The organism is Sphingomonas sp. (genome assembly GCF_039594485.1).
GTDB lineage: Bacteria > Pseudomonadota > Alphaproteobacteria > Sphingomonadales > Sphingomonadaceae > Sphingomonas.
In genome coordinates this window covers 61,234-88,229 of record NZ_JBCNNI010000014.1, presented here as the reverse complement: position 1 = coordinate 88,229, position 26,996 = coordinate 61,234, and the positions used below count along the sequence as shown (strand labels likewise).

Annotated in this window: 17 protein-coding genes and 2 pseudogenes; 12 read left to right on the top strand and 7 right to left on the bottom strand. The window is 65.4% G+C overall.

The window, feature by feature from the left end:
• Window positions 1-57 precede the first annotated feature (57 nt).
• Both ABDV78_RS09145 and ABDV78_RS09140 read right to left on the bottom strand, forming a co-directional pair.
• Window positions 58-564: pseudogene (locus ABDV78_RS09145) on the bottom strand (SDR family oxidoreductase); the annotation flags it as partial.
• Window positions 564-1,637: pseudogene (locus ABDV78_RS09140) on the bottom strand (Tat pathway signal sequence domain protein); the annotation flags it as partial. The pseudogenes ABDV78_RS09145 and ABDV78_RS09140, both read right to left, overlap by 1 nt.
• Window positions 1,638-2,189: 552 nt before the next feature.
• Between ABDV78_RS09140 and ABDV78_RS09135 the strand changes: the two are divergent.
• From ABDV78_RS09135 to ABDV78_RS09125, 3 genes are all read left to right on the top strand, one after another.
• Window positions 2,190-3,008, top strand: a complete 819-nt coding sequence (locus ABDV78_RS09135; RefSeq protein WP_343527086.1) for a sulfite exporter TauE/SafE family protein — start codon at window positions 2,190-2,192, stop codon at window positions 3,006-3,008.
• A 71-nt stretch (window positions 3,009-3,079) separates the two neighbouring features.
• Window positions 3,080-4,276 carry a pyridoxal phosphate-dependent aminotransferase gene (locus tag ABDV78_RS09130; protein WP_343527085.1) on the top strand — a complete coding sequence of 399 codons (1,197 nt, stop codon included), beginning with the start codon at window positions 3,080-3,082 and terminating at the stop codon, window positions 4,274-4,276.
• A 624-nt stretch (window positions 4,277-4,900) separates the two neighbouring features.
• Window positions 4,901-7,426 carry a TonB-dependent receptor gene (locus ABDV78_RS09125; protein ID WP_343527084.1) on the top strand — a complete coding sequence of 842 codons (2,526 nt, stop codon included), beginning with the start codon at window positions 4,901-4,903 and terminating at the stop codon, window positions 7,424-7,426.
• Between the two features lie 132 nt (window positions 7,427-7,558).
• On the opposite strand, the gene ABDV78_RS09120 is transcribed toward ABDV78_RS09125, so the two are convergent.
• Window positions 7,559-8,452 (bottom strand): LysR substrate-binding domain-containing protein, encoded by an 894-nt coding sequence (locus ABDV78_RS09120; protein ID WP_343527083.1) that lies wholly within the window; start codon window positions 8,450-8,452, stop codon window positions 7,559-7,561.
• Between the two features lie 210 nt (window positions 8,453-8,662).
• Here ABDV78_RS09120 and ABDV78_RS09115 point away from each other — a divergent pair, with 210 nt between their 5' ends.
• Genes ABDV78_RS09115 through ABDV78_RS09105 form a run of 3 tightly spaced genes read left to right on the top strand, consistent with a single transcriptional unit; the run spans window position 8,663 to window position 14,463 of the window.
• Window positions 8,663-11,857 carry an efflux RND transporter permease subunit gene (locus ABDV78_RS09115; protein ID WP_343527082.1) on the top strand — a complete coding sequence of 1,065 codons (3,195 nt, stop codon included), beginning with the start codon at window positions 8,663-8,665 and terminating at the stop codon, window positions 11,855-11,857.
• 10 nt (window positions 11,858-11,867) lie between these two features.
• Window positions 11,868-13,067, top strand: coding sequence for an efflux RND transporter periplasmic adaptor subunit (locus ABDV78_RS09110; protein WP_343527081.1), 1,200 nt, complete (start codon window positions 11,868-11,870; stop codon window positions 13,065-13,067).
• Window positions 13,057-14,463 carry an efflux transporter outer membrane subunit gene (locus ABDV78_RS09105; RefSeq protein ID WP_343527080.1) on the top strand — a complete coding sequence of 469 codons (1,407 nt, stop codon included), beginning with the start codon at window positions 13,057-13,059 and terminating at the stop codon, window positions 14,461-14,463. The genes ABDV78_RS09110 and ABDV78_RS09105 overlap by 11 nt, the downstream gene beginning before the upstream one ends.
• A gap of 67 nt (window positions 14,464-14,530) precedes the next feature.
• Here the strand turns inward: ABDV78_RS09105 and ABDV78_RS09100 are convergent, their stop codons facing one another.
• Window positions 14,531-15,244: an SDR family oxidoreductase gene (locus ABDV78_RS09100; protein ID WP_343527079.1), complete on the bottom strand. Its 714-nt coding sequence runs from the start codon at window positions 15,242-15,244 to the stop codon at window positions 14,531-14,533.
• A gap of 128 nt (window positions 15,245-15,372) precedes the next feature.
• Between ABDV78_RS09100 and ABDV78_RS09095 the strand changes: the two genes are divergently transcribed.
• A complete protein-coding gene (locus tag ABDV78_RS09095; protein ID WP_343527078.1) occupies window positions 15,373-16,278 on the top strand; it encodes a LysR family transcriptional regulator in 906 nt (301 codons plus the stop codon).
• A gap of 41 nt (window positions 16,279-16,319) precedes the next feature.
• On the opposite strand, the gene ABDV78_RS09090 is transcribed toward ABDV78_RS09095, so the two are convergent.
• Window positions 16,320-16,691 (bottom strand): response regulator, encoded by a 372-nt coding sequence (locus ABDV78_RS09090; RefSeq protein ID WP_343527077.1) that lies wholly within the window; start codon window positions 16,689-16,691, stop codon window positions 16,320-16,322.
• 1 nt (window position 16,692) lies between these two features.
• Window positions 16,693-17,991 (bottom strand): HWE histidine kinase domain-containing protein, encoded by a 1,299-nt coding sequence (locus tag ABDV78_RS09085; RefSeq protein ID WP_343527076.1) that lies wholly within the window; start codon window positions 17,989-17,991, stop codon window positions 16,693-16,695.
• A 185-nt stretch (window positions 17,992-18,176) separates the two neighbouring features.
• Here ABDV78_RS09085 and ABDV78_RS09080 point away from each other — a divergent pair, with 185 nt between their 5' ends.
• Window positions 18,177-18,371 carry a hypothetical protein gene (locus ABDV78_RS09080; RefSeq protein ID WP_343527075.1) on the top strand — a complete coding sequence of 65 codons (195 nt, stop codon included), beginning with the start codon at window positions 18,177-18,179 and terminating at the stop codon, window positions 18,369-18,371.
• Window positions 18,372-18,567: 196 nt separating this feature from the next.
• Window positions 18,568-20,586, top strand: a complete 2,019-nt coding sequence (locus tag ABDV78_RS09075) for a S9 family peptidase (RefSeq protein WP_343527074.1) — start codon at window positions 18,568-18,570, stop codon at window positions 20,584-20,586.
• 8 nt (window positions 20,587-20,594) lie between these two features.
• Here the strand turns inward: ABDV78_RS09075 and ABDV78_RS09070 are convergent, their stop codons facing one another.
• The gene (locus tag ABDV78_RS09070; RefSeq protein ID WP_343527073.1) at window positions 20,595-21,221 is read right to left on the bottom strand and encodes an FMN-binding negative transcriptional regulator; all 627 of its coding nucleotides are present in this window, start codon (window positions 21,219-21,221) and stop codon (window positions 20,595-20,597) included.
• Window positions 21,222-21,346: 125 nt separating this feature from the next.
• Here ABDV78_RS09070 and ABDV78_RS09065 point away from each other — a divergent pair, with 125 nt between their 5' ends.
• The 3 genes from ABDV78_RS09065 to ABDV78_RS09055 all read left to right on the top strand — a co-directional run bounded on the left by ABDV78_RS09065 (window position 21,347) and on the right by ABDV78_RS09055 (window position 26,966).
• Complete coding sequence (locus ABDV78_RS09065; RefSeq protein WP_343527071.1) at window positions 21,347-22,822, top strand: PLP-dependent aminotransferase family protein; 1,476 nt, start codon at window positions 21,347-21,349, stop codon at window positions 22,820-22,822.
• 179 nt (window positions 22,823-23,001) lie between these two features.
• On the top strand, window positions 23,002-24,594 hold the full coding sequence (locus ABDV78_RS09060) for an amidohydrolase (protein ID WP_343527070.1): 1,593 nt from the start codon (window positions 23,002-23,004) through the stop codon (window positions 24,592-24,594).
• Between the two features lie 134 nt (window positions 24,595-24,728).
• Window positions 24,729-26,966, top strand: coding sequence for a TonB-dependent receptor (locus ABDV78_RS09055; protein ID WP_343527069.1), 2,238 nt, complete (start codon window positions 24,729-24,731; stop codon window positions 26,964-26,966).
• The last annotated feature ends 30 nt before the right edge of the window (window positions 26,967-26,996 follow it).

Here is a 26,996-nt window from a genome sequence, read left to right as displayed (position 1 = left end):
CGGCGTTACCGCCGCGACGGCCCAGGATGCAAGACGCCCATCCGAAATCTCGGAGCGTCACCGCGCCAGCCAGCCGCCATCGACGGCAAGGACATGGCCCTGGACATAGGCGGCCGCGTCGGAGGCGAGGAAGACCGCCGCGCCACCCAGATCGGCCGGATCGCCCCAGCGCCCCGCCGGGATACGCTCCAGGATCGACCGATTGCGCGCCTCGTCGGCCTGGAGCGCGGCGGTGTTGTTGGTCGCGATATAGCCCGGTGCGATGGCGTTCACCGTCACGCCGTGCCGGGCCCATTCGTTGGCGAGCAGCTTGGTCAGCCCGCCCACTCCCGACTTCGACGCCGTATAGCTCGGCACCCGGATGCCACCCTGAAAGGTGAGCATCGAGGCGATGTTGATGATCCGCCCCCGGCCCCGCGCGATCATGTGCCGCCCGGCCATCTGAGACAGGAAGAACACCGACTTGAGATTGGTGTCGATGACCGCATCCCAGTCCTCTTCGGTGAAGTCGACCGCATCGGCCCGGCGGATGATCCCGGCATTGTTGACCATGATATCGAGCCCGCCGGCTCGATGGTCGACAGGTCGGCGATCTCGTCGACGGGCTTCAGCACCGCCGCGCCTCTGATCCGGGTCATCCCCTTAGACTGGTCATGAGCCGCGTGGTCACCCGCGCCCAGAAACTCCGCCCAGGCGCGTCTGGCGAGCACCGGATCCTGACGCTGGGCGGCGGCATAGGCCGCGTAGCGAGAATGCGCCTGGCTCAGCCCCCGTCCCTTGCCCGGATCGCCGGTCTTCGCACGGAACTGGTCGACGGGCGCGTTATAATAGGCGCAGTAATCCAGCCATGCCTCGCGATAGGCGGGCACATCGATCAGTTGGAGCAGTTCGGCCATCGTCTCGAACACGCCGAACACGCCGAACACGCCGTTAAGGTGGCTGATGCTCACCCGGTTGCCTTCGCCCATGAAGAGCCCCGTCGCCAGATCGAAGGGCGCGCCTCCGGCGAACCATTGCTTGGGCAGCGCGGCGAGCGACTCCATGCCCGCCACGATCCTGTCGCACCAGCGGGTATCGCGCGTCCGTTCCCACTCGGTCATCCACGCCGCGACCAGCGGCCCCCAGACGGTACCGAACTGCACGAAGACCTGACCGGGCGGCAACCGGCTCTCCGCCACCACCGCACCGGTGCCGCCGGGCGGCTCCAAACCGGGCTGGCGAGCGCCGACCTTTCGGCCGATCTCGACATGGCGAAGCGTCTGGTCGCTATCGATCAAATCATGCATCAGGTCGCCGCAACGATCATCGCTGGTCAGGTAGTAATAGATGCGGCGATAGGCGGCGTTGGAGATGCGCGGCTGTTTGGAACTGTCGCCCCAATGCTGGACGCCGTGGCGCGTACCCAGCCCCTTGAACCGGCCGAGATGATAGACATCGACCTCGCCGGTATGCCGGGTCATCGCCTCCGCCATTCGGAAGACATCGGCCCGCCCGGTCCGGAGGTAGCCGTACCAGAGCCACAGGTCGGTCGACAGCTCGCTATTGTCCCAGGCGAACCCACCTATGTCATAGCGCCAGACATGACGATCTCCGTCATAGCTGTGCATGACGTCGCCATAATCCCACAAGCCATACCATAGCCCAGGCCAGCACCTGCGCCGATAATGTAGCATCACTCCCAAGGTCGGCGTGACGGCCAGCAATTCCCTCCTTCACGTCCAGGCGGGTCGACCGTCAGAGACTACGATACGTCCCCTGGCCATGCTCTCGATGTCGGAGGTGAAAATGCTCGCCGCCGTGCTGCACACCGCCCCGGCTCCTGTCCTTCCGCGAGCGGGGGATATATTTCACAACTCGTCGCGTGGCGCTTCCGCTCGGCCATGATCGGCAAAGCGGGCGCATAAGCTCAGGGAAGCGGGGCGCTGAGGTGCGCGGGGGTGGATGTACCCTATCCGACATACCATCAACGGCAAGAACTCGATGTCGACACCCTGCACGGGGATCCCTTTGTGACACCGATTTCACCTTATCCTCGCATGTTCCATCAAAATTAAATCGGTTGTCGATTTTTCATTGCGCAGTCTCCCGGCTTGTGTTTGATTTGTGTCCTGCCCGGGGTTCATGCGGCAGGAAAAGATGCGTTGATGTGGAGGATGCCCTTTTTTCAAAAAGGGGATTTCCTGTTGTCCTTGCCCGATTTGCTGTTGCCATTCGTTGCGTTGTTGGGCGCGGGACTGGTGGCCGGTTTCGCCGCCGGAATCTTCGGGATCGGCGGTGGTTTCGTCGTCGTACCGGCCCTGTATCTGGTTCTGCCGCTGCTGGGCGGTGACAAGGCCGAATATGCCCATGTCGCGATCGGAACCTCGGCCGCGACGATCATTGCCACATCGATCCGGTCGCTGCGCTCGCATGCCAGGCGGGGTGCGGTCGATTTCGATGTCCTGAAAAGCTGGGCGCCCTGGCTGATCGTCGGTGACGCGGTGGGCGTCATGCTCGCCGGGCGGTTCGATGGTCACGTCCTGCTGATGGTGTTCGCGATCGGCGTCGCGCTGATGTCGCTCAACTTCCTGCTGCCAAAGGTCGGCGACCGCGTCGTGTCGCAGACCATGCCCGGCGGGCCGCTGCGCCTGGGCATCGCCGGTGGCCTAGGCACCTTTTCCTCGCTGCTGGGGATCGGCGGCGGCACGATCGCGATCATGGTGATGACCCTGTGCGGCCGCTCGATCCACCGTGCGATCGCCACGGCATCGGGCATCGGGACGCTGATCGCCATTCCCAGTGCGATCGGTTTCGCCATCATCGGCTTCGGCAAGGCGGGGCTGCCATGGGGGTCGCTGGGCTATATCAATATCCCCGCGACCATCGCGATCGCCTCGATGTCGATCCTGACCGCGCCCTATGGCGTTGCCGCGGCGCACAGCCTGCCGGCGGCGATGCTGAAGCGAATTTTCGGCGCCTATCTGATCGTCATCGCCTTCGTGATGTTCCGCAATGCCATGACCCATTGAGGCTGGCTCGACCGACTCCCGCCATCCGCCGGGCCGAACCGCCCGCCACGCAATCCCTGTTGGAGATGTTCATGACCGAGTTTTCGACCGAGACACCCCCCTGTGCCACGCTGACCGATGACGCCCGTGATGACCTGTTGACGCGCGGTTATGGCCGTCGCGACCTGGCGCGGATCGGCGCGATCTTCGGCGTGGGGGCGATCGCCTCGGCGACGCTTGGGCGTCCGGCCTGGGCATCGGGCGGCGTCCCCGACCCCGCACCGACCGCCAAGACCCGGATCGGCGCGAACGAATGCTGGACCGGCCCGCTCCCTCCCGGCCAGAAGGCTGCCGCAGCGACGATCGCGCTGGGCAACCGCTACGAACCCAATGTGATCCGCCCCAGCTTTGTCCGCACCATCGCCGCGGTGGAAGGCGTGCCGGAAGACCATATCGCGCCCTGGCCGGGCTCCAGCGATCCGCTGTCGCGCGCCGTCGTCACCTTCTGCTCGCCGACACGCGGACTGGTGACCGCCGATCCGACGTTCGAACTGGCCGGGCGCACCGCCGCCTGGCTGGGTGCGCCGGTCAAGGCGGTACCGCTGAAGCCCGACCTGACCCATGACGTGAAGGCGATGCTGGCCGCCGATCCCAATCCCGGCTTGATCTATATCTGCTCGCCCAACAATCCCACCGGCACCGTGACGCCGCTGGCGGATATCGAATGGCTGATCGCCAACAAACCCGCCGACACGGTGGTCCTGGTCGACGAAGCCTATACCCATTTCGCTGGCGTGCCGGTCGCCTCCTATATGGCGACCAAATATCCTGACGTGATCGTCCTGCGCACCTTTTCCAAGCTGTTCGGCATGGCGGGACTGCGGCTGGGCTTCATCATGACCAATCCGGCCAATATCGCCAAGATGATGCGCTATGACGGCGGCATGCAGTCGGGGGCGATCACCATCACCACCGTCGCCTGCGGGACGGCCAGCCTGAAGGCGACCGACCTGATCACGGCCCGCCGCAAGCAGATGGAGCAGGCCCGCGCCATGACACTTGCCCATCTCACCAAGCGTGGCGTCACCTTCAAGCGAACGGACAGCAACATGTTCATGATCGACTGGAAGACCAAGCCCGCGAAGGACATGCAGACCGCGTTCCGCGCCCATTCGGTCGAGATCGGACGATCCTGGCCGATCTGGCCGACGGTCAGCCGCATCACCGTCGGGTCGATGACGGACATGCAAAATTTCTGCCTGGCGCTCGATAAAGTCCTCATGGCCTGACCGGCAACGGTTACAGGGGGGCCGTCGATGAACCCATCCGCCATCACCCTGCACCGCAAGGTAATGGCGGATGGGCCTGGGTTCCGGCGCATGGCCGCCACCTTGCCATGCGGCCCAGCGCTCGGCAGGCAGGGACAAGCGCCGCCGCCCCTTCTTCCCGGCTCCGGTGGCGATCGGGTGGACGACGCCTCCCCTGTCATGACGACACAAGTCGGGAAGGCCATTGCGCAGCGCGTCGGACGGAGCGCGCCCAAGCCCCTTTCTGACGTCAATCATCGAGTCATTCGAGATAACAGCATCATTGCCGATGGCGACTTCACGCCACGGGCCGCCTCATGCTTGCTCCGGTGCGCTCACCCGAGAAGACCCGTGCGCGCGATATTCCATACCGCTACCAATCAAGCAAACATGTTATCGCGTTACATAAATGCAACATCACATAAAGATATAATTACATCAAATAAAATATATTGAAAAACATCTATCCTGATGAAATCATCATAATACCCAATAAAAAGGAAACTCTTTACTTAATTTACGAGATAACTTGGGGATTTCTCATATTATCTATCATAATAACAGGGGAGGATGCTTGTGGCTTCTTTGTAAGATAGGGGGCTGTACATGAAAATCCTGACCAAAGTATCCCGTCACGCCTTGGCGGCTGCCATCGTCGCCGGTAGCGTTTCGGGCGCCGCCAGCGCGCAGACCACCACCGCCGCCACCGCCGCAGCACCACAAACCGCCTCGGACGACATCATCGTCACCGGCACGCGCGCGACCGGCATGACCGCGGCCGAAAGTGCCGCGCCGATCAAGGTGCTGGGCGAGGAACTGCTGCAAAGCGTGGGTCAGCCCAATCTCAACCAGGTGCTGACGCAACTCGTCCCGTCATTCAACGCGCAGGCGTTCGGCGGCGATACCGCCAACCTGACACTGTCGGCACGCCTGCGCGGGCTCAGCCCGAACCATGCCCTGGTGCTGATAAACGGCAAACGACGCCATGGCACGTCCAACCTTGCCGTCCTCGGCGGACCTTATCAGGGTGCCGCCACCGCCGACCTCGATCTTATCTCGCCATCGTCGATCAAACGGATCGAGGTGCTGGAGGACGGTGCCGCCGCGCAATATGGCTCGGATGCGATCGGGGGTGTGATCAACATCATCCTGAAGGACGATGCGGAGGGTGGCGATGGCTACATCACCGCGGGCAAGAACTATAATGTGGGCGGTGACACGCTGGCGGGTACGCTGCACCTGGCGACCAAGCTCGGCGAGACGGGCTTCCTCAACATCACCGCGTTCGAACGCTTCCATGACTTCACGCAGGTCGGCGGAATGGATCGCCGTGTCACGATGCCCAATGGCGTCTTGCGCACCGACCTTTCGGCTGCCCAGAAAGCGCTCTATCCGGGCATGGTCGGTTTCCCCTATGTCAACAAGATCAACGGGGATGCGCAATCCTATCTGACCAACCTGCAATATAATAGCGGCTATGATTTCGGCACGGTCGAAGTCTACAGCTTCGGCAGCTATTCGCGGCGCGTCGCAAGCGCCTATGAGAATGTCCGCGTGCCGACCCGCGTCAGCCGGACCGTCGGCGGCGTGACCACCTATTTCGATCCCGATGGCGACAATCCGGTCAATGGCTTCTCCCCGCGAGAGAAGATCGTCGAGGATGACATGGCGTTCACCGGCGGCGTCCGCGGCGGCAGCGGCCCGTTCCACTATGACCTGTCGACCACGCTGGGGCAGGACAAGACCGCCATCTACACCGTCGATTCGGCCAACGCCTCGCTCTATGCGGACACCGGCTTCACGCCGACGACCTTCTATGACGGCTTCTTCAAGGCGACCGAGTTCACCGCCAATGCCGATTTCACCTATGGCCTGAATGCCGGCCTGTCACAGCCGATCAACATCGCCTTCGGTGGCGAATTCCGCCGCAATGCCTATCAGATCGGATCGGGCGATGCGGCCTCGATCTACAAGGAAGGCGGCCAGTCCTATCCCGGGTTCCGGCCGTCCGATGCAGGCACGCACAGCCGCACCGGCACCTCGCTCTATGTCGACGTGGCGGCCCTGCCGACCCCGGAATGGAAAGTGGACGGCGCGGTCCGTTACGAACATTATTCCGATTTCGGCAGCAAGGTGATCTTCAAGGGCACCACGCGCTACGACTTCTCGGAGTCCTTCGCGTTGCGCGGAACGGTGTCGACGGGTTTCCGTGCGCCGACCCTGGCGGAAAGCTATTACTCCGCAACCAACGTGTCGCCGAGCGCCGCCTTCGTGCAGCTACCGGCCAATTCTGCTGCGGCGAAGCTGCTCGGCTTCCCCAACCTGAAGCCGGAAAAGTCGACCAACTTCTCCATCGGCACCGTGATCCGTCCTGCCCCGAAACTGACGATTACGATCGATGCCTATCAGGTGTCGATCAAGGATCGCATCCTGGGCACCGGATCGCTCTATGGCTCGGGCGGCGCGACCAACTTCCCGATCGTGACCCAGGCGATCATCCTGAACGGCAACCAGCTTGACCCGACGGTCAGCCAGACCGGCATCAACATCTTCACCAACGGCGCCGACACCCGCACCCGCGGCGTCGATTTGGTCGTCAGCTATCCAACCGATCTCGGCGATTACGGCACCATCAACTGGACGATCGCGGGCAACTATAACGAGACGAAGTTGACCCGCGTGGGTGTCGCGCCGGCGACGCTGAACAATGTCCCGATCTTCGACGTCGGTGCGCAGTCGAACATCACCACCGCCTCGCCAAAGGTGAAGGTCGTGACATCGGCCGCCTATAGCCATGGGCCATTCTCGGCGACGCTGCGCGGCACCGTCTATGGCCCCTCGTCGACGATGACCAGCCCGGACGGAGGCACCTTCTACAATCAGAAGATCGGCACCGCGTTCATCGGCGATATCGACCTGAACTACGCCATTACCGAAGGGCTGACGATCACCCTGGGCGCGAACAATGTGTTCAACAAGCGGCCGCCCACGATCCAGATCCTGCCCCTGACCGGCAGCGCCACGGTGCCGACCATGGCGAATGGCGGCAACACCTATGACGCGCCGCTGACCTTCAGCCCCTATGGCATCAATGGCGGCTATTATTACGCAAAGCTCGGCGTGAAATTCTGACCCCGGCGGGGCGGCTCCTGCGCCGCCCCAATGGCAGAGGCCAACCGAGAGGGAGAGAGCAGGGCTCGCATGACTGAAAACCGACGCCAGGCGCTCCCCCAAAAAAAGCGCGGCCCCATAGGCCATCCCCCCTCAGCACGTCGCTTCTTCCTCGATCACCGCGCGAAAGGCGCGGGCGGTGGGGGACAGGTCAGCGCGGTGGATCATCAGCAGTCGACTGGTGACCGGCGCGTCCAACCGCCGATAGACCAGCGTATCGATGTGCAGCCGCTCCAGCGAGCGGGCCAGGATCGTCGCGCCGAACCCCGCCGATACCAGCCCCAGCAATGTCGCAAAGCTGCTCGCTTCATGGGCGATACGGGGCTGGAACCCCGCCTGGTCACACAGGGCGAAGAAATGCTCGTTGAACCCGGCACCGATGGCCGGCGCGTAGAGAACCAACGGAACATCGGCCAGGTCGATGATCTGCGGATCGGCGGGACGGTGGGCGAGCGGATGATCCGCGCGCACGGCCAGCAGCATATCCTCCTTGATGAGGCATTGCGAGACCATCCCCTTGGGCAGGCAGGGCATCGTCGATCCCCGGATCAGTCCGATATCGAGATCCCCTTCCTCCACCCGCGCGATCTGTTCGTCACGGCCACGCTCCTGCAGGGACAATTCGACCTCGGGATGCGCCTCGCGGAAACGGGACAGGGCGTTGCCGACAAGTTGGACGAACGGCCCCGACGGCGTGAAGCCCAGTGCCAGATGCCCGATCTGGCCCCGTTGCGCGCGCCGCGCGGTCAGCGCCGCATGCTCGGCATGCGCCAGGGTCTGGCGCGCCTCCGGGGCGAACAGCATCCCCGCCTCGGTCAGCCTGACCCGGCGACTGGTGCGGTCGAAGAGCCGCACGCCCAGTTCGTCCTCCAGCGCCCGGATCTGCTGGCTGAGCGGTGGCTGAGAAATGCCCAGCCGTCGGGCCGCGCGACCGAAATGCATTTCATCCGCGACGCACAGGAAATAGCGCAAGTGCCTGAGGTCCATGGATCCATATTCCTGACATATCGATCAAACCATATTATATATTGGACGCGAAACGACCAAGGGGGCATCGCTCCGTCACCGCGACAGCGGACGGGGCCGTGAGCGAGCCGCAAAGGCACGCTCGAAATCGGGCCACGCCGATCGCCGCGCCACGGGAGAGATTGGAAATCTGACGCGCGCGTCGCCTGACGCGCCAATGTGAGGGCGTGGATGATCGGTATCGTCAGGGTGGCACTGCACAGGCCGCTGACATTCATCGTGATGGCGATCCTGATCGCGATCGTGGGGGTGATGGCGGCGGTGCGGACGCCGGTGGACATCTTTCCCAATATACGCATCCCCGTGATCGCGGTGGCCTGGAACTATGCGGGCCTGCCGCCCAAGGACATGTCGGACCGCATCATCACCCCCTATGAGCGGGTGCTGACCACCACGGTCAACGATATCGAACATGTCGAGAGCCAGTCGCTCCAGGGCGTCGGCGTGGTGAAGATCTATTTCCAGCCCGGCGCCGACATCCGCACCGCGACCGCACAGGTCACCTCGATATCGCAGACCATCCTGCGCCAGTTGCCGCCGGGCACCACGCCGCCGCTGATCCTCAACTATTCCGCCTCGACCGTGCCGATCCTGCAGCTCGCACTGTCGGGCAAGGGCCTGTCCGAACAGCAACTGTTCGACATGGGCCAGAACCAGATCCGTCCCCCGCTGGTGACGGTGCCCGGCCTCGCCATGCCCTATCCCTCGGGCGGCAAGCAGCGGCAGGTGCAGATCGACCTCGATCCGTCGGCCCTTCAGTCCAAGGGGCTGTCGGCCCAGGATATCGGCAACGCCATCGCCGCGCAGAACCAGATCAACCCGGCGGGCTTCGTCAAGATCGGGCCGACCCAGTATAGCGTCCGCCTGAACAACGCGCCCGACACGATCGATGCGCTCAACGACCTGCCGGTCAAGGTGGTGAACGGCGCGACCATCTATATGCGCGACGTCGCGCATGTCCGTGACGGCAACGGGCCGCAGCAGAATGTCGTCCATGTCGAAGGCAGCCGCTCGGTGCTGCTGACCGTGCTGAAGAACGGCGCGACCTCGACGCTGGCCATCGTGCAGGGGGTGAAGGACAAGCTGCCCACGATCGCGGCCACCCTGCCCGATACACTCAAGATCCTGCCGGTCGGCGACCAGTCGGTGTTCGTGAAGGGCGCGGTGGTGGGCGTGGTTCAGGAGGGCGCGATCGCCGCCGCGCTGACCAGCCTGATGATCCTGCTGTTCCTGGGTTCGTGGCGGTCGACCGTCATCATCGCGCTGTCGATCCCGCTCGCCGTGCTGGCCGCGGTCGCCGCGCTCGCCGCGTTCGGCCAGACGCTCAACGTGATGACGCTGGGCGGGCTGGCGCTGGCGGTCGGCATCCTGGTCGACGATGCGACGGTCACGATCGAGAACATCAACTGGCATCTGGAACAGGGCAAGGGCGTGATGGCCGCGATCCTCGACGGCGCGGCGCAGATCGTGACGCCCGCCTTCGTCTCGCTGCTGTGCATCTGCATCGTGTTCGTGCCGATGTTCTTCCTGCCGGGGGTCGCGGGATTCCTGTTTGTTCCGATGGCGCTCTCGGTCGTGTTCGCGATGATCGCGTCCTTCATCCTGTCGCGGACCTTGGTGCCGACGCTGGCCATGTATCTGCTGAAGCCGCACGCGCCGGGCGAGGACGAGCACATGGCGGGCACGCCGGGCTCACGCAATCCGCTGGTCCGTTTCCAGCGCGGGTTCGAGGCGCGGTTCGAACGCATTCGCATGGGCTATGCAGGCCTGCTCCAGCGGGCATTGGGCGCGCGCAAGCCCTTCCTGCTAGGCTTCCTCGTGGTCGTGCTGCTGTCCTTCGCGCTGGTACCGATGCTGGGCCGCAATTTCTTCCCCAGCGTCGATTCGGGGCAGATCGCGATGCATGTCCGCGTGCCGGTCGGCTCGCGGATCGAGGATAGCGCCGCGCGTTTCCAGGAGATCACACAGGCCGTCCGGCAGCTTGCACCCGCAGGACAGATTGCCTCGGTCGCGGACAATATCGGCCTGCCGGTCAGTTCGATCAACACCGTCTATAACAACAGCGGCACGATCGGGCCGCAGGACGGCGACATCCTGATCACCCTCGCCGAGAAGCACCGCCCGACCGACGAGATCGTGGCCGTGCTGCGCCGCGAATTGCCGCGCCGCTTTCCCGGCACCAGCTTCGCCTTCCTGCCCGCCGACATCACCAGCCAGATCCTGAATTTCGGCGCGCCCGCCCCGATCGACATCCAGGTCACCGGCAAGGACATGACGGCGACCCGCGCCTATGCGGAGAAGCTGCTCGCCAAGGTGGCGGCCATCCCCGGCCTGGCCGATGCGCGCATCCAGCAGCCCGGACGCTCGCCGCAGCTTGACGTCGACGTCAACCGCTCGCGCATCGGCCAATATGGCCTGACCGAGCGCGACGTGACGACCAGCCTGTCCAACTCGCTGGCGGGCACGGCGCAATCGGCGCCCGTGTTCTTCGTCGATCCCAAGTCGGGCGTATCCTATCCCGTCGTCGCGCAGGCCCCCGAATATCTGGTCGGGTCGATGAGCGCCCTGTCGAACGTCCCCGTCTCGGGCACCAGCGCGGCCGCGCCCCAGCCGCTGGGCGGGGTGGCCGATATCCGCCGGTCGAACGCGCTGCCCGTCGTCTCCCACTATAACATCCAGCCGGTGCTCGACATCTATGGGTCGACGCAGGGACGCGATCTGGGCGCGGTGGCGGGCGATGTGCAGCGCGCGATCGCTTCGCTGTCCGCCGAACTGCCCAAGGGGGCAAGCGTCACCATCCGCGGCCAATATGCGACGATGAACACCGCCTTTGCGGGGCTGGGTTTCGGACTGCTCGGCGCGATCGTGCTGATCTATCTGCTGATCGTCGTCAATTTCCAGAGCTGGCTCGACCCGTTCGTCATCATCACCGCGCTCCCCGCCGCGCTGGCCGGGATCGTGTGGATGCTGTTCACCACGGGCACTACCCTGTCGGTGCCCGCGCTGACCGGGGCGATCATGTGCATGGGTGTCGCGACCGCCAATTCCATCCTGGTGGTCAGCTTCGCTCGCGAACAGCTCGCCGAACTGGGCGACGCGACGCAGGCGGCGCTCAGCGCGGGGATGGTGCGCTTTCGCCCGGTCCTGATGACCGCGCTCGCCATGATCATCGGCATGGCGCCGATGGCGCTGGGCCTGGGCGATGGCGGCGAGCAGAACGCTCCGCTGGGCCGGGCCGTGATCGGCGGGCTGGTCTGCGCGACGATCGCCACCCTGTTCTTCGTCCCCACCATCTTCGCATTCGTCCACCGCAAGCGCGCCGTGGCCCCTACTCCTTCCGTGGAAATGCAGCCCAGCCATGTCTGACCCGTCCGATATGAAGTCTCTCTCCGCCCAGGCGGAGGCGGCCGCCCCCAGCCCCGGCACGATGAAGAAGGTCGGCATCGGCGCCGCCATCGTCGCGATCGCCATCGTCGCGCTCGGTGCCACGACGCGAAGGGATGCCAGCCACGCGCTGGATCGGACCGCTGCGGAGGCCGTATTGCCCACCGTCGCGGTCGTCCGGCCACAGGCGGGCGGCGACGGCGATGCGCTGGTGCTGCCCGGCAATGTGCAGGCGTTCAACAGCGCGGCGATCTATGCCCGCACCAACGGCTATGTCCGCCGCTGGCTGGCCGATATCGGCGACCATGTCCGAACTGGCCAGACGCTCGCCATCCTCGACGCGCCGGAGGTGGAGCAACAGCTTGCGCAGGCACGCGCCGATTACCAGACGGCGCTCGCCAACCGGAATCTCGCCGCCTCGACCGCGAAGCGTTGGAACACCATGCTCGCCAAGGACGCGGTGTCGCGGCAGGAGGCGGACGAGAAGGCAGGCGATCTGGCCGCCAAGTCGGCCCTGGCCAATGCGTCGCTCGCCAATGTCCGCCGCTTGCAGGCCTTGCAGGGCTTTACCCAGCTTCACGCGCCGTTCGCAGGCGTCGTCACCAGCCGCGCGGCGCAGATCGGCCAGCTCGTCGTGGCGGGCAACGCCGCCGCGCAGCCGCTGTTCACCATTTCCGACGTGCGACGGATGCGCGTCTATGTCCGCGTGCCGCAGGGCTATTCGGCGGAGGTCCGCCCCGGCATGGCGGCCACGCTGTCGCTGCCCGAATATCCGCAGCGCCACTTCCCCGCGACCCTGGTGCGCAGCGCGCAGGCGGTCGATGCGCAGTCCGGTGCGGTGCTGGTGGAGCTTCGGGCCGACAATCCCGAAGGCGCGCTCAAGCCCGGTGCCTTCGCGCAGGTCGCCTTTCATGTCGGCGCGGGCAACGGCAATGGCATGACGCTGCCCGGCAGTGCGATCCTCTATGGCAATGACGGGCCAAGCGTCGCGGTGGTCGATCGCGGCGGTCGCGTCACGGTGAAGGCCGTGACGATCGCCAGCGACGCGGGCAAGACCGTGACCATCTCCAAGGGGCTGACGGCGGGTGACTCGGTGGTGGACTCGCCGCCCGATGCGATCCGCAGCGGCGACCATGTCCGTGTCCAGTCCGCCACCGCCGCACCGGGCGGGAAAAGCGCCCATGCGGGCTGAACCCTTCGCCGCGATGGCGGCGCTCCTGCTGGCGGGGTGTTCGATGGCGCCCGCCTATCGGCCGCCGGTCGACGCGGTGCCCCCGGCCTTCAAGGAAGCGGCGACACCTGCCGGCTGGACCAACGCCACGCCGCTTGACGGCCAGCCGCGCGGGCCGTGGTGGAGTGCGTTCGGCGATCCGGTGCTGAACGATCTGGAGGAACGCGCGGTGCGCGCCAGCCCCACCCTGGCCGATGCGCTTGCCCGTTACGACGCGGCACAGGCGGAGGCGCGGATCGACCAATCCGCGCTCTTCCCACAAGTCTCCGCCAGCGGGCAGGCAGGCCGGCAGCGCATATCCGCCGGGCGTCCGCTCAGCCTGGGGACGCCCGTCACCTATGACAATGTCGTGCTGGGCGGCACACTGAATTACGAGGTCGATCTGTGGGGCCGTATCCGCGACAGCGTAAAGGCCTCGCGCGCGGAAGCGGCGGCAAGCGGCGCCGATCTCGCCTCCGCACGGCTCAGCCTTCAGGCGGCGGTGGCGGATGCCTATGCCCGGCTGCGCGGTCTTGATGCGCAGGCCGATCTGCTGCACCGCTCCGCCGAGGCATTCGGTCGCGCCTATGACCTGACGGTCACGCGGCATGACGGCGGCATCGTGTCGGGCATCGACGTCAACCGCGCGCGGACCGTGTTGGCCAATGCGCGGGCGCAGATCTCCGCCATCGCCAATATGCGCGCGGCCACCGAGCATGAGATCGCGGCACTGACCGGCGCGGTCGCGTCCGACTTCGCGATCCCCGCCCGCGTGCAGCCGCAGGTCGTGCCGCCGGTCCCCGCCGCCACGCCGTCCGAACTGCTCCAGCGTCGCCCCGATATCGCGGCGGCGGAGCGGCGGCTCTATGCCGCCAATGCACGGATCGGCGTGGCGCGCGCCGCCTTCTTCCCCTCCCTCAGCCTCGGCCTGTCGGGCGGATGGCAGAGTACCCGCGGATCGCTGCTGACCATGCCCAACAGCTTCTGGGGGCTGGGGCCGGTCGCCAGTCTGCTGACGCTGTTCGACGGGGGCCGCCGTCATGCGCAGGTCCGGCTGTCGCGTGCTCAGTATGACGAAATGGCTGCCGGATATCGCACGACCGTCCTGACCGCCTTCCGCCAGGCCGAGGATGCGCTGGCCGCCAGCCATTATCTGGCGGCCCAGGCCGTCGACCAGCGCGACGCGGCGGAAGCAGCCACGCGGACCAGCGACCTGGCGCTGACCCGCTATCGCGACGGCGCATCGGACTATCTCCAGGTCGTCACCGCGCAGACCAGCGCGCTCGACGCGCAACGGACGCTGATCGGCCTGGAAACCGACCGGATACGCGCCAGCATCGCGCTGGTGAAGGCATTGGGCGGACCGCCAGCCTCCTGACGCCAGGTCGAACGCGATGGGCGAGCACATCGTCTCGCCGATCGCGATGCCATCGACCGGGTGCGGATCACCATGGGACGGTCCCGCCGTGCCGATCGATGAAGCGCAGGCCGGGAACCCCCTGCTGCGCGATCAGCGTATCGACCAGCTCGGGGATCGTTTCCTCGACGCTGTAGCGCGCCTCCGGGCCCCCAAGGTCAGTACGAATCCAGCCCGGTGCCATCAGGACCAAGGGGCGGCCGTCCCCGGCACGGCGGGCGGCATAGCTCCTCATATACTGGTTGAGCGCGGCCTTGCTGCCCCGATAGACCTCATGCCCTCCCTTCTCGTTATCGGCGATGCTGCCCTGACCGGACGACATGACCCCGATCAGGCCAGCCGGGCGCACCAGGTCCTGCAATCCCTCGACCGTCCGCATGACGCCCAGCGCATTGGTCAGCATGACCCGCACGAACGCCTCGGTCGGGGTCTGCGCGATCGTCTCGGCCTGATCGGGGTTGGCGGTGCCCGCATTGACGAACAGCATGTCGAAGGCACGACCGGAGAGCGTATCGCGCAACGCGGTGATCTGCGCAGGTTCGGTGATATCGAGGGTTTCGATCGTGACGCTGCCGGGGCAGGCATCCGCGAGATCGTGCAGGCCGGTCCGAGCGCCGGGACGCACCGTTCCGACGACGTGCCAGCCCCGCTGAACGAACGCGTCCGCCATCGCCAGTCCAAGGCCGCGCGAGGCCCCGACGAGCAGGATGGTGGGGTTTTGCCGATCCGGGCTGTCTTCCATGGCATTTCTCCTCTTCGGTGTTCTCCCAATGTGAGCGAGGGCGTGAATTGCGCCAGACGCGGCGCGTGCACATGATGATTGCACACAACGCTATGGTTGCCGCGTGATGGCCGTTAGTCTGCCCGTCCATGGCGCCCATCGATCTGAACCTTCTCACCGCACTCGACGCGCTGCTCGCGGAGCGCAGCGTCACCGGAGCCGCCAGGCGGATGGGGCTCAGCGTATCCGCGATGAGCCGGACGCTGACACGGCTCCGCACCGCAACCGGCGATCCCCTGCTGGTGCAGGCCGGGCGCTCGCTCGTGCCGACGCCTTATGCCGAGACGCTGGCCGAGCGCGTACATGCGGTCGCGCAGGAGGCGCGTGCCGTGCTCGGCCCCGCTTCACAGGCGATCGACCCCTTGTCGCTGGAGCGGACATTCACGATCCGCGCGAATGAGGGGTTCGTGGCGCTCTTCGCCCCCGCCATCATCACGGCGATCCAGCAGGCCGCGCCCCATGTCCGGCTCCGCTTCGCCCCCAAGCCCGACAAGGCCGCGACCCCGTTGCGGGATGGAATGATCGATCTGGAGATTGGGACCGCCGGGGCGTCCGCACCGGAAATGCGGACGCAGCTCCTGTTCCGCGACCGCTTCGTCGGGGTCGCACGTCGGGATCATCCGCTGTTCGCCGGGCCGGTGACGGCGGAGCGCTATGCCGCCTGCGCACATGTGGCGGCGTCACGACGCGGCGCATGGACTGGCCCCGTCGATGAGGGGTTGCACGCGCTGGGCCTGCGGCGCAGGGTCATCGCCATCGTGCCGGGCTTCCTGGACGCGCTCGCCATTGCCCGCCAGTCCGACCTGATCGCCCTCGTGCCACGCTCATGCTGTCATCGCGGCGGGGTCGCGACCGAGGGACTCCAGAGCTTCGACCTGCCCGTCCCCACACCCGAACTGGCGATCTGCGTCATGTGGCACCCGCGGCTCGACGCCGATCCGGCTCACCGCTGGTTACGGCAGAAGCTCATGGCCCTGTGCAGGATGCCGGCCTAGGCCCCGATCGAGGGCGCTCCATCCTCAGGCGTGCGGGCTCCTCAGTGGGACAGGCGATCGATCTCACGCAGCACATGCCGGGGATCGAACGGTTTCCCCAGGGAAACCGCCCGCTCGGGCAGGTCGAGCGTCGACGGATTGCTCACCCCCGACACGATGATGATGATCGTCGGTGGATAGCGTTCGCGGACGAGGTGCGCGAGTTTCACACCGTCCATCGACCCGGGCATTTTCACGTCGGTCAGCAGGATGCGGATCGAGAGGTTCGCGGCAAGGACTTCGGTCGCCTCATCGGCGTCTTGCGCCTCGAAGACCCGAAACCCGCGATCTTCGAAGAAATCCACCAGGTCATGGCGGACGAACGGCTCATCTTCGACGACGAGGATGGTGCGCGGAGGAATCGCCTGTCCCATGTCAGTCGTCGATCAGTTCACCGGTGTCGCCGAGCGGCGCATCGATACGGAACACGACCCCTTCGGGCGGAAAATCGAGCGAGGCCTTTCCGCGAAAATAGGATCCCAGCGAGCGTTCGATCATGCGTGACCCGAAACCGCGCTGTGTCGGCCGGACGACGGATGGCCCGTCCCGTTCCTGCCACAGCAGGCGAAAGCAGGCGCACCCTTGCGTATCCGTCAGCCACCATCGCAGCGTGACCGATCCCATATCGTTGCTCAGCGCACCATATTTGGTCGCGTTCGTCGCCAGTTCGTGCAGGGCCAGGGTCAATGCCAGAGCGACCTGTGAGTTCAATCGGATACGCGGTCCGTCGATCGAGATCCTTTCTTTCAGGCCGGATACGGCGGACAGACCCGCATCGACGACGTCATGGAGTTCGGCCAATTGCCAGGCGGTGGTGGTCAGCACATCGGTCGCCCGCCCGAGCGAGGCCAGTCGCGACGAGAAGGCGGCCGAGGCCTGTTCGATGCTGCACGCTCCGCGCAGGGTCTGATTGGCGATGGACTGCACCAGCGTCAGGACGTTCTTCAATCGATGGCTCAGTTCGCCATTCAACAGCCGCTGCTGCTCGCGGGCGTGATACAGCGCGGTATGATCGCGGGATACCGACAGGATCCGCGCTGGCCGACCGTCCGGTCCGGGAATGGGCGAGACGGAGATCGACCACCATTTGGGGGTACCGACATAGGTGTCGGCCGCCGCCTCGAAATGAAACGAACGCCCCTCGACCGCGGCCTGCAACGCCTCGCGAGCCTGGGCCGGGCCGCCTTCCTTCAGAAAACTCGGCCATGGACAGCCACGGACATCGTTGAAGTCGCTGATGTCCATCACCCTCATGCCGCCCTCGCTCATGAAGGTCAGATGGCCGTCCAGGTCCAGGACCTTGATACAATCGGTCGACGCGGCCAGCACGCTGGCCAGGAACGCCTCGCCTTCCGCCGCCGACCGCTCCCGCTCGACCAGTTCGGCGTTCAACGCCCGCGACCGGCGCATCGATTCCCGCAACGCGGCCACGAGCATGACCATGGCGATCAGGATGGCGACGAAGAGCAGCGCCGCCACCCATTGGCTTTCGGACAGCCAATATTCGTTGGATGGGCTTCCGATCGAAAGCGCGCCTGCGACCGTGGAAAGAGCACTCGCCAGCAGGCCCGGCCCCTGCCCCAAGACCAGGCCGATGGCAATCGTCGCCGGGATGAACAGCAACCAGGGAAGTTCGTCCGGCACGAACAGGATACGCGCCAAGGCGACCGCCACAATGACAAGCGCGGCCAGGAAATATCGTATAAAGTTCGATAACGGACGGTCGAACGACCATGCGATGATATGGTCGAAGAGGTTTCTCGGCTCTGTCCTGATCATCCCTTCACCTGAAACGGACCTTCCCCTACCCTGTCCCCATGTCGAGATTAACCAGGAAATTCGCGAAGAGCCAAGCCGTAATGGACCGGATCGAACATTTCATGGCCCACGAAAACTTTGACGAGGCCGAGAAGTGCAAAGCCTCGACTGCCAGCACCTGGCGCCCGCACCAGTTCAACCGCCCGGTTCGGATCGACAATGATCGAATGTCTTTGTCCCAGGCCGTCGAAATGGCATCCTCGATGGCATGTGTCGGGGAGATCTTGTCGGCATGAGGGTGACACGACCGATCCCGTGACCTTCCCGGGGGGACGTGATTGCAGACCAACGGTCCAAAATGGGAAGGGCTGGACCCTTTCACCTGTCGGAATTGGCGCTTGTCAGGAACAGGGCGTCGGACGATCAACAGGTCCGATATCGGGCGGCGGCCGGTGCCGCCCGAGATGTTCGTCGCTGCTCGAAAGGATCCGCGTGCGTCACCTACTGGCCCTATGGGCTTGCGTTATCGTCGCGACACCGGCCCTGGGGCAGCAAATCCATGCGATCACGCCGCAGGACATGCTCGGCATCCGGCAGGTCGCGGATGCGCAGATGTCGCCGGACGGCAAGCGGATCGCCTATACCGTCACCGAACGTCAGGGCGATGAGCGCGTGTCGCACATCTGGATCGTGCCGGCCGATGGTTCGGCACCGGCGCGGCCCCTGATCGTCAGCGGCGGCTCCGATACCTCGCCGCGCTGGTCGCCGGACTCGCGATCGCTGGCATTTCTTTCGACGCGAAAGACCAGTTGGCCACAATTCCACTTCATGCTGACCGGTGTTGACGGCGCCCCGCAGGTCGCGGCCAAGGCTCCGGGAGCGGACGCGAACAAGCCGCAACTCTATCTTTTCGACTTCACCGGCGAGGCCCGGCCCCTGACCGACATTCCGGGCGGGATCAAAAGCTTCCGCTGGCTGCCCGATGGCAGCGGCATGAGCTTCGTCCATCGCGACACCGGCGATGCGCACCAACGCGCACGGGAGGCGGCGAAGAATGACGAGATCGTCGCGTTCGACCACCGCCTTTTCGACCGGCTGTTCGTCTATACGCTGGCGGACGGACAGGCCCGGCTGGTCACCCGTGGCGAGGACAATGTCGGCGATGCGGCCGCCGTCCCTGGCAGCGGATTGTTTGTCGCGCGGCTTGCACCATCGTCGAACCTCAATGATGTCTATTATGTCACGCGCACGGCGCTGCTCGACGGTGCGACGGGGCGCGTCGTCAGGACGTTGACCGAGCACGGCCATTTCCTGAGCGAGCCGTCACAGGACGGCCGCCGCATCGTGCTGGCCGAACGGACGGACAAGGGCATATTGGGCGGCCATCCCCGGATACTCGATCTGCGGACCGGCCAAAGGGTCGACATCGTCGGTCCGACCCCCGCCTCTTTCAGCGCCTTCAGGTGGAGCGTCGACGGCAGGACGCTGCTTGGTGGGGCTGAAGAAGGCACGCGCCATGTCGTCTACCGTATCAATCCGGCGACCGGCCGCGCGACCCCGATGGGGCGCGTACCGGCGGGCGGTGATCGCTTCACCGCCTCGACCGATCTGCGTGTCCTGGCCATCGCGGGCAGCACGCCGGATCGTCCCGCCGCCGTCTGGACCTTGCGGGGTGGCAAGCTGGAGCGCGTCGCCGATCATAATCCGCAAGTCGCCGACTGGAATCTGGGACGCACCGAGGACATCCATTGGAAGAGCAGCAAGGACGGCCGCGTGCTTCACGGCATATTGGTCTATCCCGCCGGATACAGCCCCGGCAGGCGCGTACCGATGATCACCTATCTCCACGGCGGCCCGCTCGAGGCCTGGTCGAACGGCTGGAACGCGACCTGGTACGCGCCGGCGCAGTTGCTCGCCTCGCACGGCTATGCGGTTCTGCTGCCCAACCCGCGCGGATCGAGCGGCGGTGGCGTCGATCTGGCGGAGGCCAATCATGGCGACTGGGGCGGCACGGACTATCACGACGTTCAGGACGGCATCGATGCGGTGATCGCCCGCGACGTGGCCGATCCGAACCGGCTGGGCATCGGCGGGTGGAGCTATGGCGGCTTCATGACGATGTGGACGGTCGGACATACCGACCGGTTCAAGGCGGCCTATTCCGGCGCGGGGATCAGCGACCTGAAGACGATGGCGCTGACCACCGACATCGCGCCCACCTATCTGGGCGCCTATTTCCCGCCAGTGCTGCGCGCGCCGGACGTCTTCACGGCCCATTCTCCGCTGACCAGCGTCGAGCGCGTGACGACGCCGATCCTGCTGGTCCATGGCGCCAGCGACGATCGCGTGCCCCCGACCCAGTCGCTCGCCTTCTTCAACGCGCTTCGTTTCCAGAACAAGCCCACCCAGCTCATCCTGTATCCGCGCGAACCGCATATCTTCACCCAATATGCGCACCAGGTCGACAGCCTGACCCGCATGCTGGCCTGGTTCGACACCTATCTACGCTGAACACGGGCTCAGAAGCGCGATCGGTTGAAATGCATCATCCAGCGCTTGAGCGCCGGATCGGCCATGGTGGCGAGGATCGCACGCAGCGTATCGGCCCGCTCGTCCTGGCCCAGCTTGAACTTCGCGGCGACGGCGATGGGGCGGGCGCGAAAGCCGATGATCGCGCCGAGCATCCTTGCATAGCGCTCCCCCAATTCCCCGCTCGACCACGGGTCCGGGCGCACGCGTTCCATCGCGCTGGTCAACACCGCCAGCGACTCTTCGGTCAACGCGGCGTCGAAGGTGATTTCGGCGTTGATCCGCGCCTGGGCATAGTTCCAGGTCGGCGCCCAATCGCGCCGCCCAGCCTGTTCGGGCGATACATAGCCTTCGGGGCCGCGGAACAGGATCGTCGCCGCAGGATCGCGCGCCAGCGCGGCGTGCAGCGGATTGCTGCGCGCCAGATGGCCGATCAGTTCGACCAGCCGCCCCGTGCCGTCATAGACGCCGATCAGCGGCAACAGGCTGGCCTCCAGCCCCTCCCCGCCCCGTGCCGTCACCCAGGCAAGCGGATGTTCGTCGACCAGCATGCGCAGATCGGCATCGTCATAGTGCTCAAAAGGCGACAGAGGCTGTGCCCACTTTGCCAAAACCATGCCCTGCTGCGTCATGCTCTCGAAATCGCGTGGCGACCGTCGAGCGACAAGCACCAAGACATAAATTGACGCCGGGCCAAGCTTCACAAAATCGAATCTGGATCCTACGCTCCCTGGAAACAACGATGGTTGAGGGACCAATGCTGCGCCCCTGGCAAGTCGGCTTGAGCGAGCGGATCGATCCTGCGCGTGAAACGCCGATCTATATGCAGATTATCCAGGCGCTGATCCGCGATATCGACAGCGGACGACTGACCTCGGGCACCTATCTGCCGAGCAGCCGCGAACTCGCGACGACCCTGGGTGTCAATCGCAAGACGGTCGTCCTCGCTTATGAAGACCTGATCGCCCAGGGCTGGCTTTCCTCCGCCGGGACGCGGGGCACGATGGTTTCGGAATCGCTGCCCGAACCATCGGGTCGCAAGCCGGAGACCACCGCGCCGCACCTGGTTCCGGCCGGCGCGGATTATCGGTTCGCCCCGCCACCGCCGCGACCGCTGGCACTTCCGGCCGGGCCGGGCCTCAAGCTCGACGAAGGGGCCCCGGACGGGCGGCTGTTCCCCGCCGAGTTGCTGGCCCGCGCCTATCGCTCGGCGGTCGCGAAGGCGACGCGGACCAACGGCTTCCAGTATCGCGACCCGCGCGGATCCCCAGCGCTGCGCGAGAATGTCTCCGCGATGCTAAAAAGCCAGCGCGGGCTGAGCGTGACCGCCGACAATATCTGCATCACGCGCGGCAGCCAGAACGGCATCTTCGTCTCGGCGCAAGTGCTGGTGCGGCCCGGCGATGCCGTGATCGTCGAGGCGTTGACCTACGAGCCAGCCGTCGCCGCATTTCGCGCGCTGGGGGCAAAGGTGGTGCCGGTCGGGCTCGACGACGAAGGTATCGTGATCGACGATGTCGAGGCGGCGTGTCGAACGCACCGCGTTCGCGCCGTGTTCGTCACCCCGCATCACCAGTTTCCGACGACCGTATCGCTGCGTCCCGAACGCCGCCTGCGTCTGCTCGAACTCGCCCGGCAGTTCGGCTTCGCGATCGTCGAGGACGATTACGATCATGAATTCCACTTCGAATCGCAACCGCTGCTGCCGATGGCCGGCTATGCGCCGAGCCATGTCATCTATGTAGGATCGCTGTCGAAGCTGATGCTGCCCGCCTTGCGCATCGGCTATGTCGCCGCGCCGGTGTCGGTGATCGAGGCGATCGCGCATTCCGTTTCGCTGACCGACGGCATGGGCAATACGCTGACCGAGGATGCGGCGGCCGAGCTGATCGAAAGCGGCGAGTTGCGCCGCCATGCCCGCAAGGTGCGCCAGGTCTATGCCCAGCGCAGACACAGCTTTGCCGCAGAGGTCGAACGCTCGCTGGGCGGGTTGGTCGAGTATCGCGTGCCGGACGGCGGCCTCGCCTTCTGGCTGCGTTTTCGCGGCGATCTCGATGCGATCGAAGCCCGTGCGCAGGCAATGGGGCTGCGCTTCGCCTCCTCGCGTTCGTTCATGACGCGCGACGACGCCGTGCAAGGCCTGCGGATCGGCTTTGCCAGCCTGACCGAGCAGGAGGCGCGCGCCGGTCTCTCGGCGCTGGCGCGCGCGGCGGGTTAGGCTTGGCCCGGTCGGGTATCGGCGAACTGGATGTTTCGTCCCCGCAACCGACACCCTGATGTCCATAGGGTGAGGAAGGACTGGTAATGGACAGGCGACGTTTTCTGACAGCGGCCGGCGGAAGCGCGGCGGCGATACTGGCCCCGGGGCTGGCCCCGACATTCGGCCGCGGGCGGGACATGCCCGGCGCGCTTGACGTCGCCTATGTCAACGGCCGGATCTGGACGGGGGCCGGGCCGCACCTGTTCTCCGACGCCATCGGGATCAAGGGCGACAGGATCGGCGCGATCGGCCAGGCCGCGGTGAGGAGCGGTACGGTCCGATCGACGCAAATCGTCGATCTGAAGGGGGCGTTCGTAACGCCCGGCCTGATCGACGCGCATGTCCATTTCGTCAAAGCCTCGATCATGCTGTCCCAGCCATCGCTGCGCACGGCGGACACCCCCGAGGCGTTCATCCGGCGGATCGGCGAAGCGGCCCGCAACCTGCCGCCCGGACAATGGTTGCAGGGTGGCAATTGGGATCAGGACCGCTGGGGCGGCAGGATGCCTGATCGGAGCTGGATCGATCCGGTCACGCCCGATACGCCGGTCGCAGTCATACGATATGACCTCCACATGATGCTGCTCAATTCGGTCGCGCTGAGGCTGGCCGGCATCGATCGCAACACCCCCGACATCCCCGGCGGCGTGATCGAGCGTGACGCGAAGGGCGAGCCGACCGGCATCGTCAAGGACGCCGCCAAGCAACTGGTGCTGCGCGCGATCGGCGCCCCCAGCGACGCGCAGATCGACGCGGCGGCGCGACAGGGTATCGCACTGGCCCTGAGCAAGGGCGTGACCAGTGTCCACAGCACCGAGATCGACTGGGTTGCCCAGGCCGCCTTTCAACGCCTGAACGCTGCCGGGCCGCCCGGCATCCGCTTTGCCAGCTATGTCCCGCTCGCGGACTGGGAACGGCAGGCGGCACGGATCGCCGACCAGGGCAGCGGTGACGACTGGATGCGTCTGGCGGGCTGCAAGGTCGTCTTCGACGGCTCGCTGGGGTCGCGGACCGCCCTGTTCTACGAACCCTATCTGGATGATCCGTCCACGCACGGCATGACCGTCACCGATCCCGCCGACCTCCGGCGCTGGATGATGGCGGCGGACAGGGCCGGGCTCCAGATCGCGGTGCACGCGATTGGCGACCGGGCCAATGACACGGTGCTGGATATCATGGCGGCCGTCGCCGCCGCCAATGGCAAGCGCGATCGCCGCTTCCGCATCGAACATGCCCAGCATCTCGCCCCGGCGGCGATCCCGCGCTTCGCCCGCCAGGGCGTGATCGCCTCGGTCCAGCCCTATCACGCCGTCGACGATGGTCGTTGGGCCGTGCGACGCATCGGCCCGGATCGGTTGAAGACAAGCTTCGCCTTTCATTCGCTGATCGCGTCGGGCGCGCATGTCTGCATGGGATCGGACTGGCCGGTCGCGCCGATCGATCCGCTGAGCGGCCTGAAGGCGGCGGTGCTCCGCGAGACGCTCGACGGCAGGAATCCCGGCGGCTGGTATCCCGAACAACGGGTCAGCCTGGCCCAGGCCCTGTCCGGCTATACGCGTGGTGGCGCTTATGCCGCCTTTTCGGAACAGCGCGTCGGCGTGCTGGCGCCGGGCTATCTCGCGGATTTCACGGTCTTTGATACCGATCTCTTCGCGATCGACCCGGAACGGATCACCGATGCCAAGGTCCTGCGGACGATTGTGGGCGGGATTCCGCGCTTCGTGGCCTGAAACGAGGCTTGGTCCCCTCACCTCCGCAGAAACTGGATGTTTTGCCGACCAGGCAATGGGCCAATGCTGACCGGATAATGAAAAGCAAAATCGGGAGTGGACTGGCCTTGTTTCCGGTTTCTGGGGGATTTCGCATGACCGCTCGCCGATCCCGGCTTCGTGCCGTTGGACTTACCGCACTCGCCACCATGCTGGCCACGCCCGCCGTCGCGCAGCAGGAAGAGACGAGCGCGCAAGACAATGAGATCATCGTCACGGGGCAACAGGCGCAGAAGCAGGTGGTGAGCGACGGCAATCTGGGCGCGCTCGGCAATCAGGATGCGATGTCGACCCCGTTCAACGTCACGACCTACACGGCCAAACTCATCCTCGATCAGCAATCGGAGACGATCGGCGACGTGATGAAGAACGATCCGGCGGTGCGCGTTACCTCCGGCAACGGCAACCAGGCCGAATTGTTCATGGTCCGTGGCTTTCCGCTCTATGGCGACGACATCGCGATCGACGGCATGTATGGCATCACGCCGCGCCAGTTGATCTCGCCCGAGCTTTATGAGGGCGTCCAGGTGCTCAACGGGGCCAGCGCCTTCCTGTTCGGTGCGCCTCCGGGCGGATCGGGCGTCGGCGGCGGCATCAACCTGACGCCGAAGCGCGCCGGCAAGGAACTGTATCGCATCACCGGCAGCTTCAGCGGCAAGAGCATCTTCGGCGGCAATTTCGATGCGGGCCGGCGCTTCGGCGTCCATGACGAGTTCGGCATCCGCGCCAATGGCGTCTATCGCCAGGGCGAGAATGCGATCGACAATGAGGACAAGCGCGTAATCGTCGGCGGCCTCGGCATCGACTATCGCAGCGGCCCCGCGCGGGTATTCCTCGACCTGGGCTATGAAAACCAGCGCGTGTTCCAGCCGCGTCCGGTGGTGCGTCTGGGCTCGACGCTGACGGCCGTGCCGAATCCGCCCAGGGCCAGTTCCAACTATGGTCAGGCCTGGACCTATACCAAGCTGCGCGACGTCTATGGCACGCTGCGCTTCGAACTCGATATCGCCAAGGACGTGATGCTCTATGCCGCGTTCGGGATGCGCGACGGCAGCGAATATGGCGACTATTCGACGCTCACCATCGCTGCCGCCAATGGCAACGGCACCCAGGCCAGGCTCTATGTGCCCCGCGCCGACAATAACGAGGCCGGGCAGCTCGGCCTGCGCGCCAAGTTCTGGACCGGCGGCATCTCGCACCAGGTCAATGCCGGTGCGTCGGTGACCTTCCAGGAAAATCGCAACATCTCGACCGGCGGCATCTATCCGGCCTCGACCCGGACCGGCGCGAATTGCACGGGCATTCCGGCGGCATCGCTGACGTCCTCGGTGTTCTGCAGCAACCTGTACAATGCGCCCCAGGTCGCCAAGCCGGCGGACGCGACCCTATTGACCAACCTTGGCAATCTGCGCCGTCTTCAAGCCTTCGACTATGGCAGCGTATTCGCGTCGGACACGCTCGGCTTCGTCGACGATCGGCTGCTGCTGACCGTCGGCGGGCGCTACCAGAGGATGGATTCGCGAACCTTCGCCTATAGCCCGACCTACCGTGTCACCCAGGTCATCCGGGATGCGGTGACGCCGGTCATCGGTATCGTCGCGAAGCCGACTGATACGCTGTCGCTCTACGCAAACCGCATCGAAGCGCTGGCCCAGGGCGCGGTCGCACCCGCGACCTTTGGTGGCCTGACGGTCGCCAATTCGGGCCAGATCTTCGAACCCTATCGCTCGGTGCAGTATGAAGGCGGCATCAAGTTCGCGCTGCACGGACTGACGGGTACGGCAGCCATCTATCAGACGAAGCAGCCCATCTCCTCCTATGTCGATGGTCCGGCGGTCGGTCAGGTCTCACTGCTGGTCGATGGCGAACAGCGCAATCGCGGCGTCGAACTGAGCCTGAACGGCGAACCGACCGACTGGCTGCGCTTCATCGGCGGCGCCACCTATACCCAGGCGGAAGTGATCCGACAGGTCACCTATATCAACCGCCTCCCCTATGACCTGCGTGGCAAGCGCGGGATCGGCGTGCCCGAATGGCAGGTCAATTTCGGCGCCGAAGTGGTGCCGCCCTTCCTTTCAAGCGCGACCCTGACCGGCCGGGTGGTCTATACGGGCCGCCAATATGTCAACAACATCAATACATTGTCCATTCCGGCCTGGACGCGCCTCGATCTCGGCCTGCGCTATGTCTTCGTCGCGGACCGCCATCCGGTGACGTTCCGGCTCAGCGCGGAGAATGTCACCAACAAGGATTACTGGTCCTCGGCGGTGCTCGGCTATCTGACCACGGGCGCGCCGCGAACCTTCAAGTCGTCGATCACCTTCGAATATTGAACATGGTGGTCCGGCGGCGCGACGGAGACC

What these genes read in the sequence shown, in the direction of transcription:
- ABDV78_RS09055 (WP_343527069.1), top strand. Translation starts at nt 24,729, where the DNA reads ATGACCGCTCGCCGATCCCGGCTTCGTGCCGTTGGACTTACCGCACTC.
- ABDV78_RS09080 (WP_343527075.1), top strand. Translation starts at nt 18,177, where the DNA reads ATGGACCGGATCGAACATTTCATGGCCCACGAAAACTTTGACGAGGCC.
- ABDV78_RS09120 (WP_343527083.1), bottom strand. Translation starts at nt 8,452, where the DNA reads ATGGACCTCAGGCACTTGCGCTATTTCCTGTGCGTCGCGGATGAAATG.
- ABDV78_RS09115 (WP_343527082.1), top strand. Translation starts at nt 8,663, where the DNA reads ATGATCGGTATCGTCAGGGTGGCACTGCACAGGCCGCTGACATTCATC.
- ABDV78_RS09110 (WP_343527081.1), top strand. Translation starts at nt 11,868, where the DNA reads ATGAAGTCTCTCTCCGCCCAGGCGGAGGCGGCCGCCCCCAGCCCCGGC.
- ABDV78_RS09125 (WP_343527084.1), top strand. Translation starts at nt 4,901, where the DNA reads ATGAAAATCCTGACCAAAGTATCCCGTCACGCCTTGGCGGCTGCCATC.
- ABDV78_RS09065 (WP_343527071.1), top strand. Translation starts at nt 21,347, where the DNA reads ATGGTTGAGGGACCAATGCTGCGCCCCTGGCAAGTCGGCTTGAGCGAG.
- ABDV78_RS09090 (WP_343527077.1), bottom strand. Translation starts at nt 16,691, where the DNA reads ATGGGACAGGCGATTCCTCCGCGCACCATCCTCGTCGTCGAAGATGAG.
- ABDV78_RS09100 (WP_343527079.1), bottom strand. Translation starts at nt 15,244, where the DNA reads ATGGAAGACAGCCCGGATCGGCAAAACCCCACCATCCTGCTCGTCGGG.
- ABDV78_RS09060 (WP_343527070.1), top strand. Translation starts at nt 23,002, where the DNA reads ATGCCCGGCGCGCTTGACGTCGCCTATGTCAACGGCCGGATCTGGACG.
- ABDV78_RS09070 (WP_343527073.1), bottom strand. Translation starts at nt 21,221, where the DNA reads ATGGTTTTGGCAAAGTGGGCACAGCCTCTGTCGCCTTTTGAGCACTAT.
- ABDV78_RS09095 (WP_343527078.1), top strand. Translation starts at nt 15,373, where the DNA reads ATGGCGCCCATCGATCTGAACCTTCTCACCGCACTCGACGCGCTGCTC.
- ABDV78_RS09105 (WP_343527080.1), top strand. Translation starts at nt 13,057, where the DNA reads ATGCGGGCTGAACCCTTCGCCGCGATGGCGGCGCTCCTGCTGGCGGGG.
- ABDV78_RS09130 (WP_343527085.1), top strand. Translation starts at nt 3,080, where the DNA reads ATGACCGAGTTTTCGACCGAGACACCCCCCTGTGCCACGCTGACCGAT.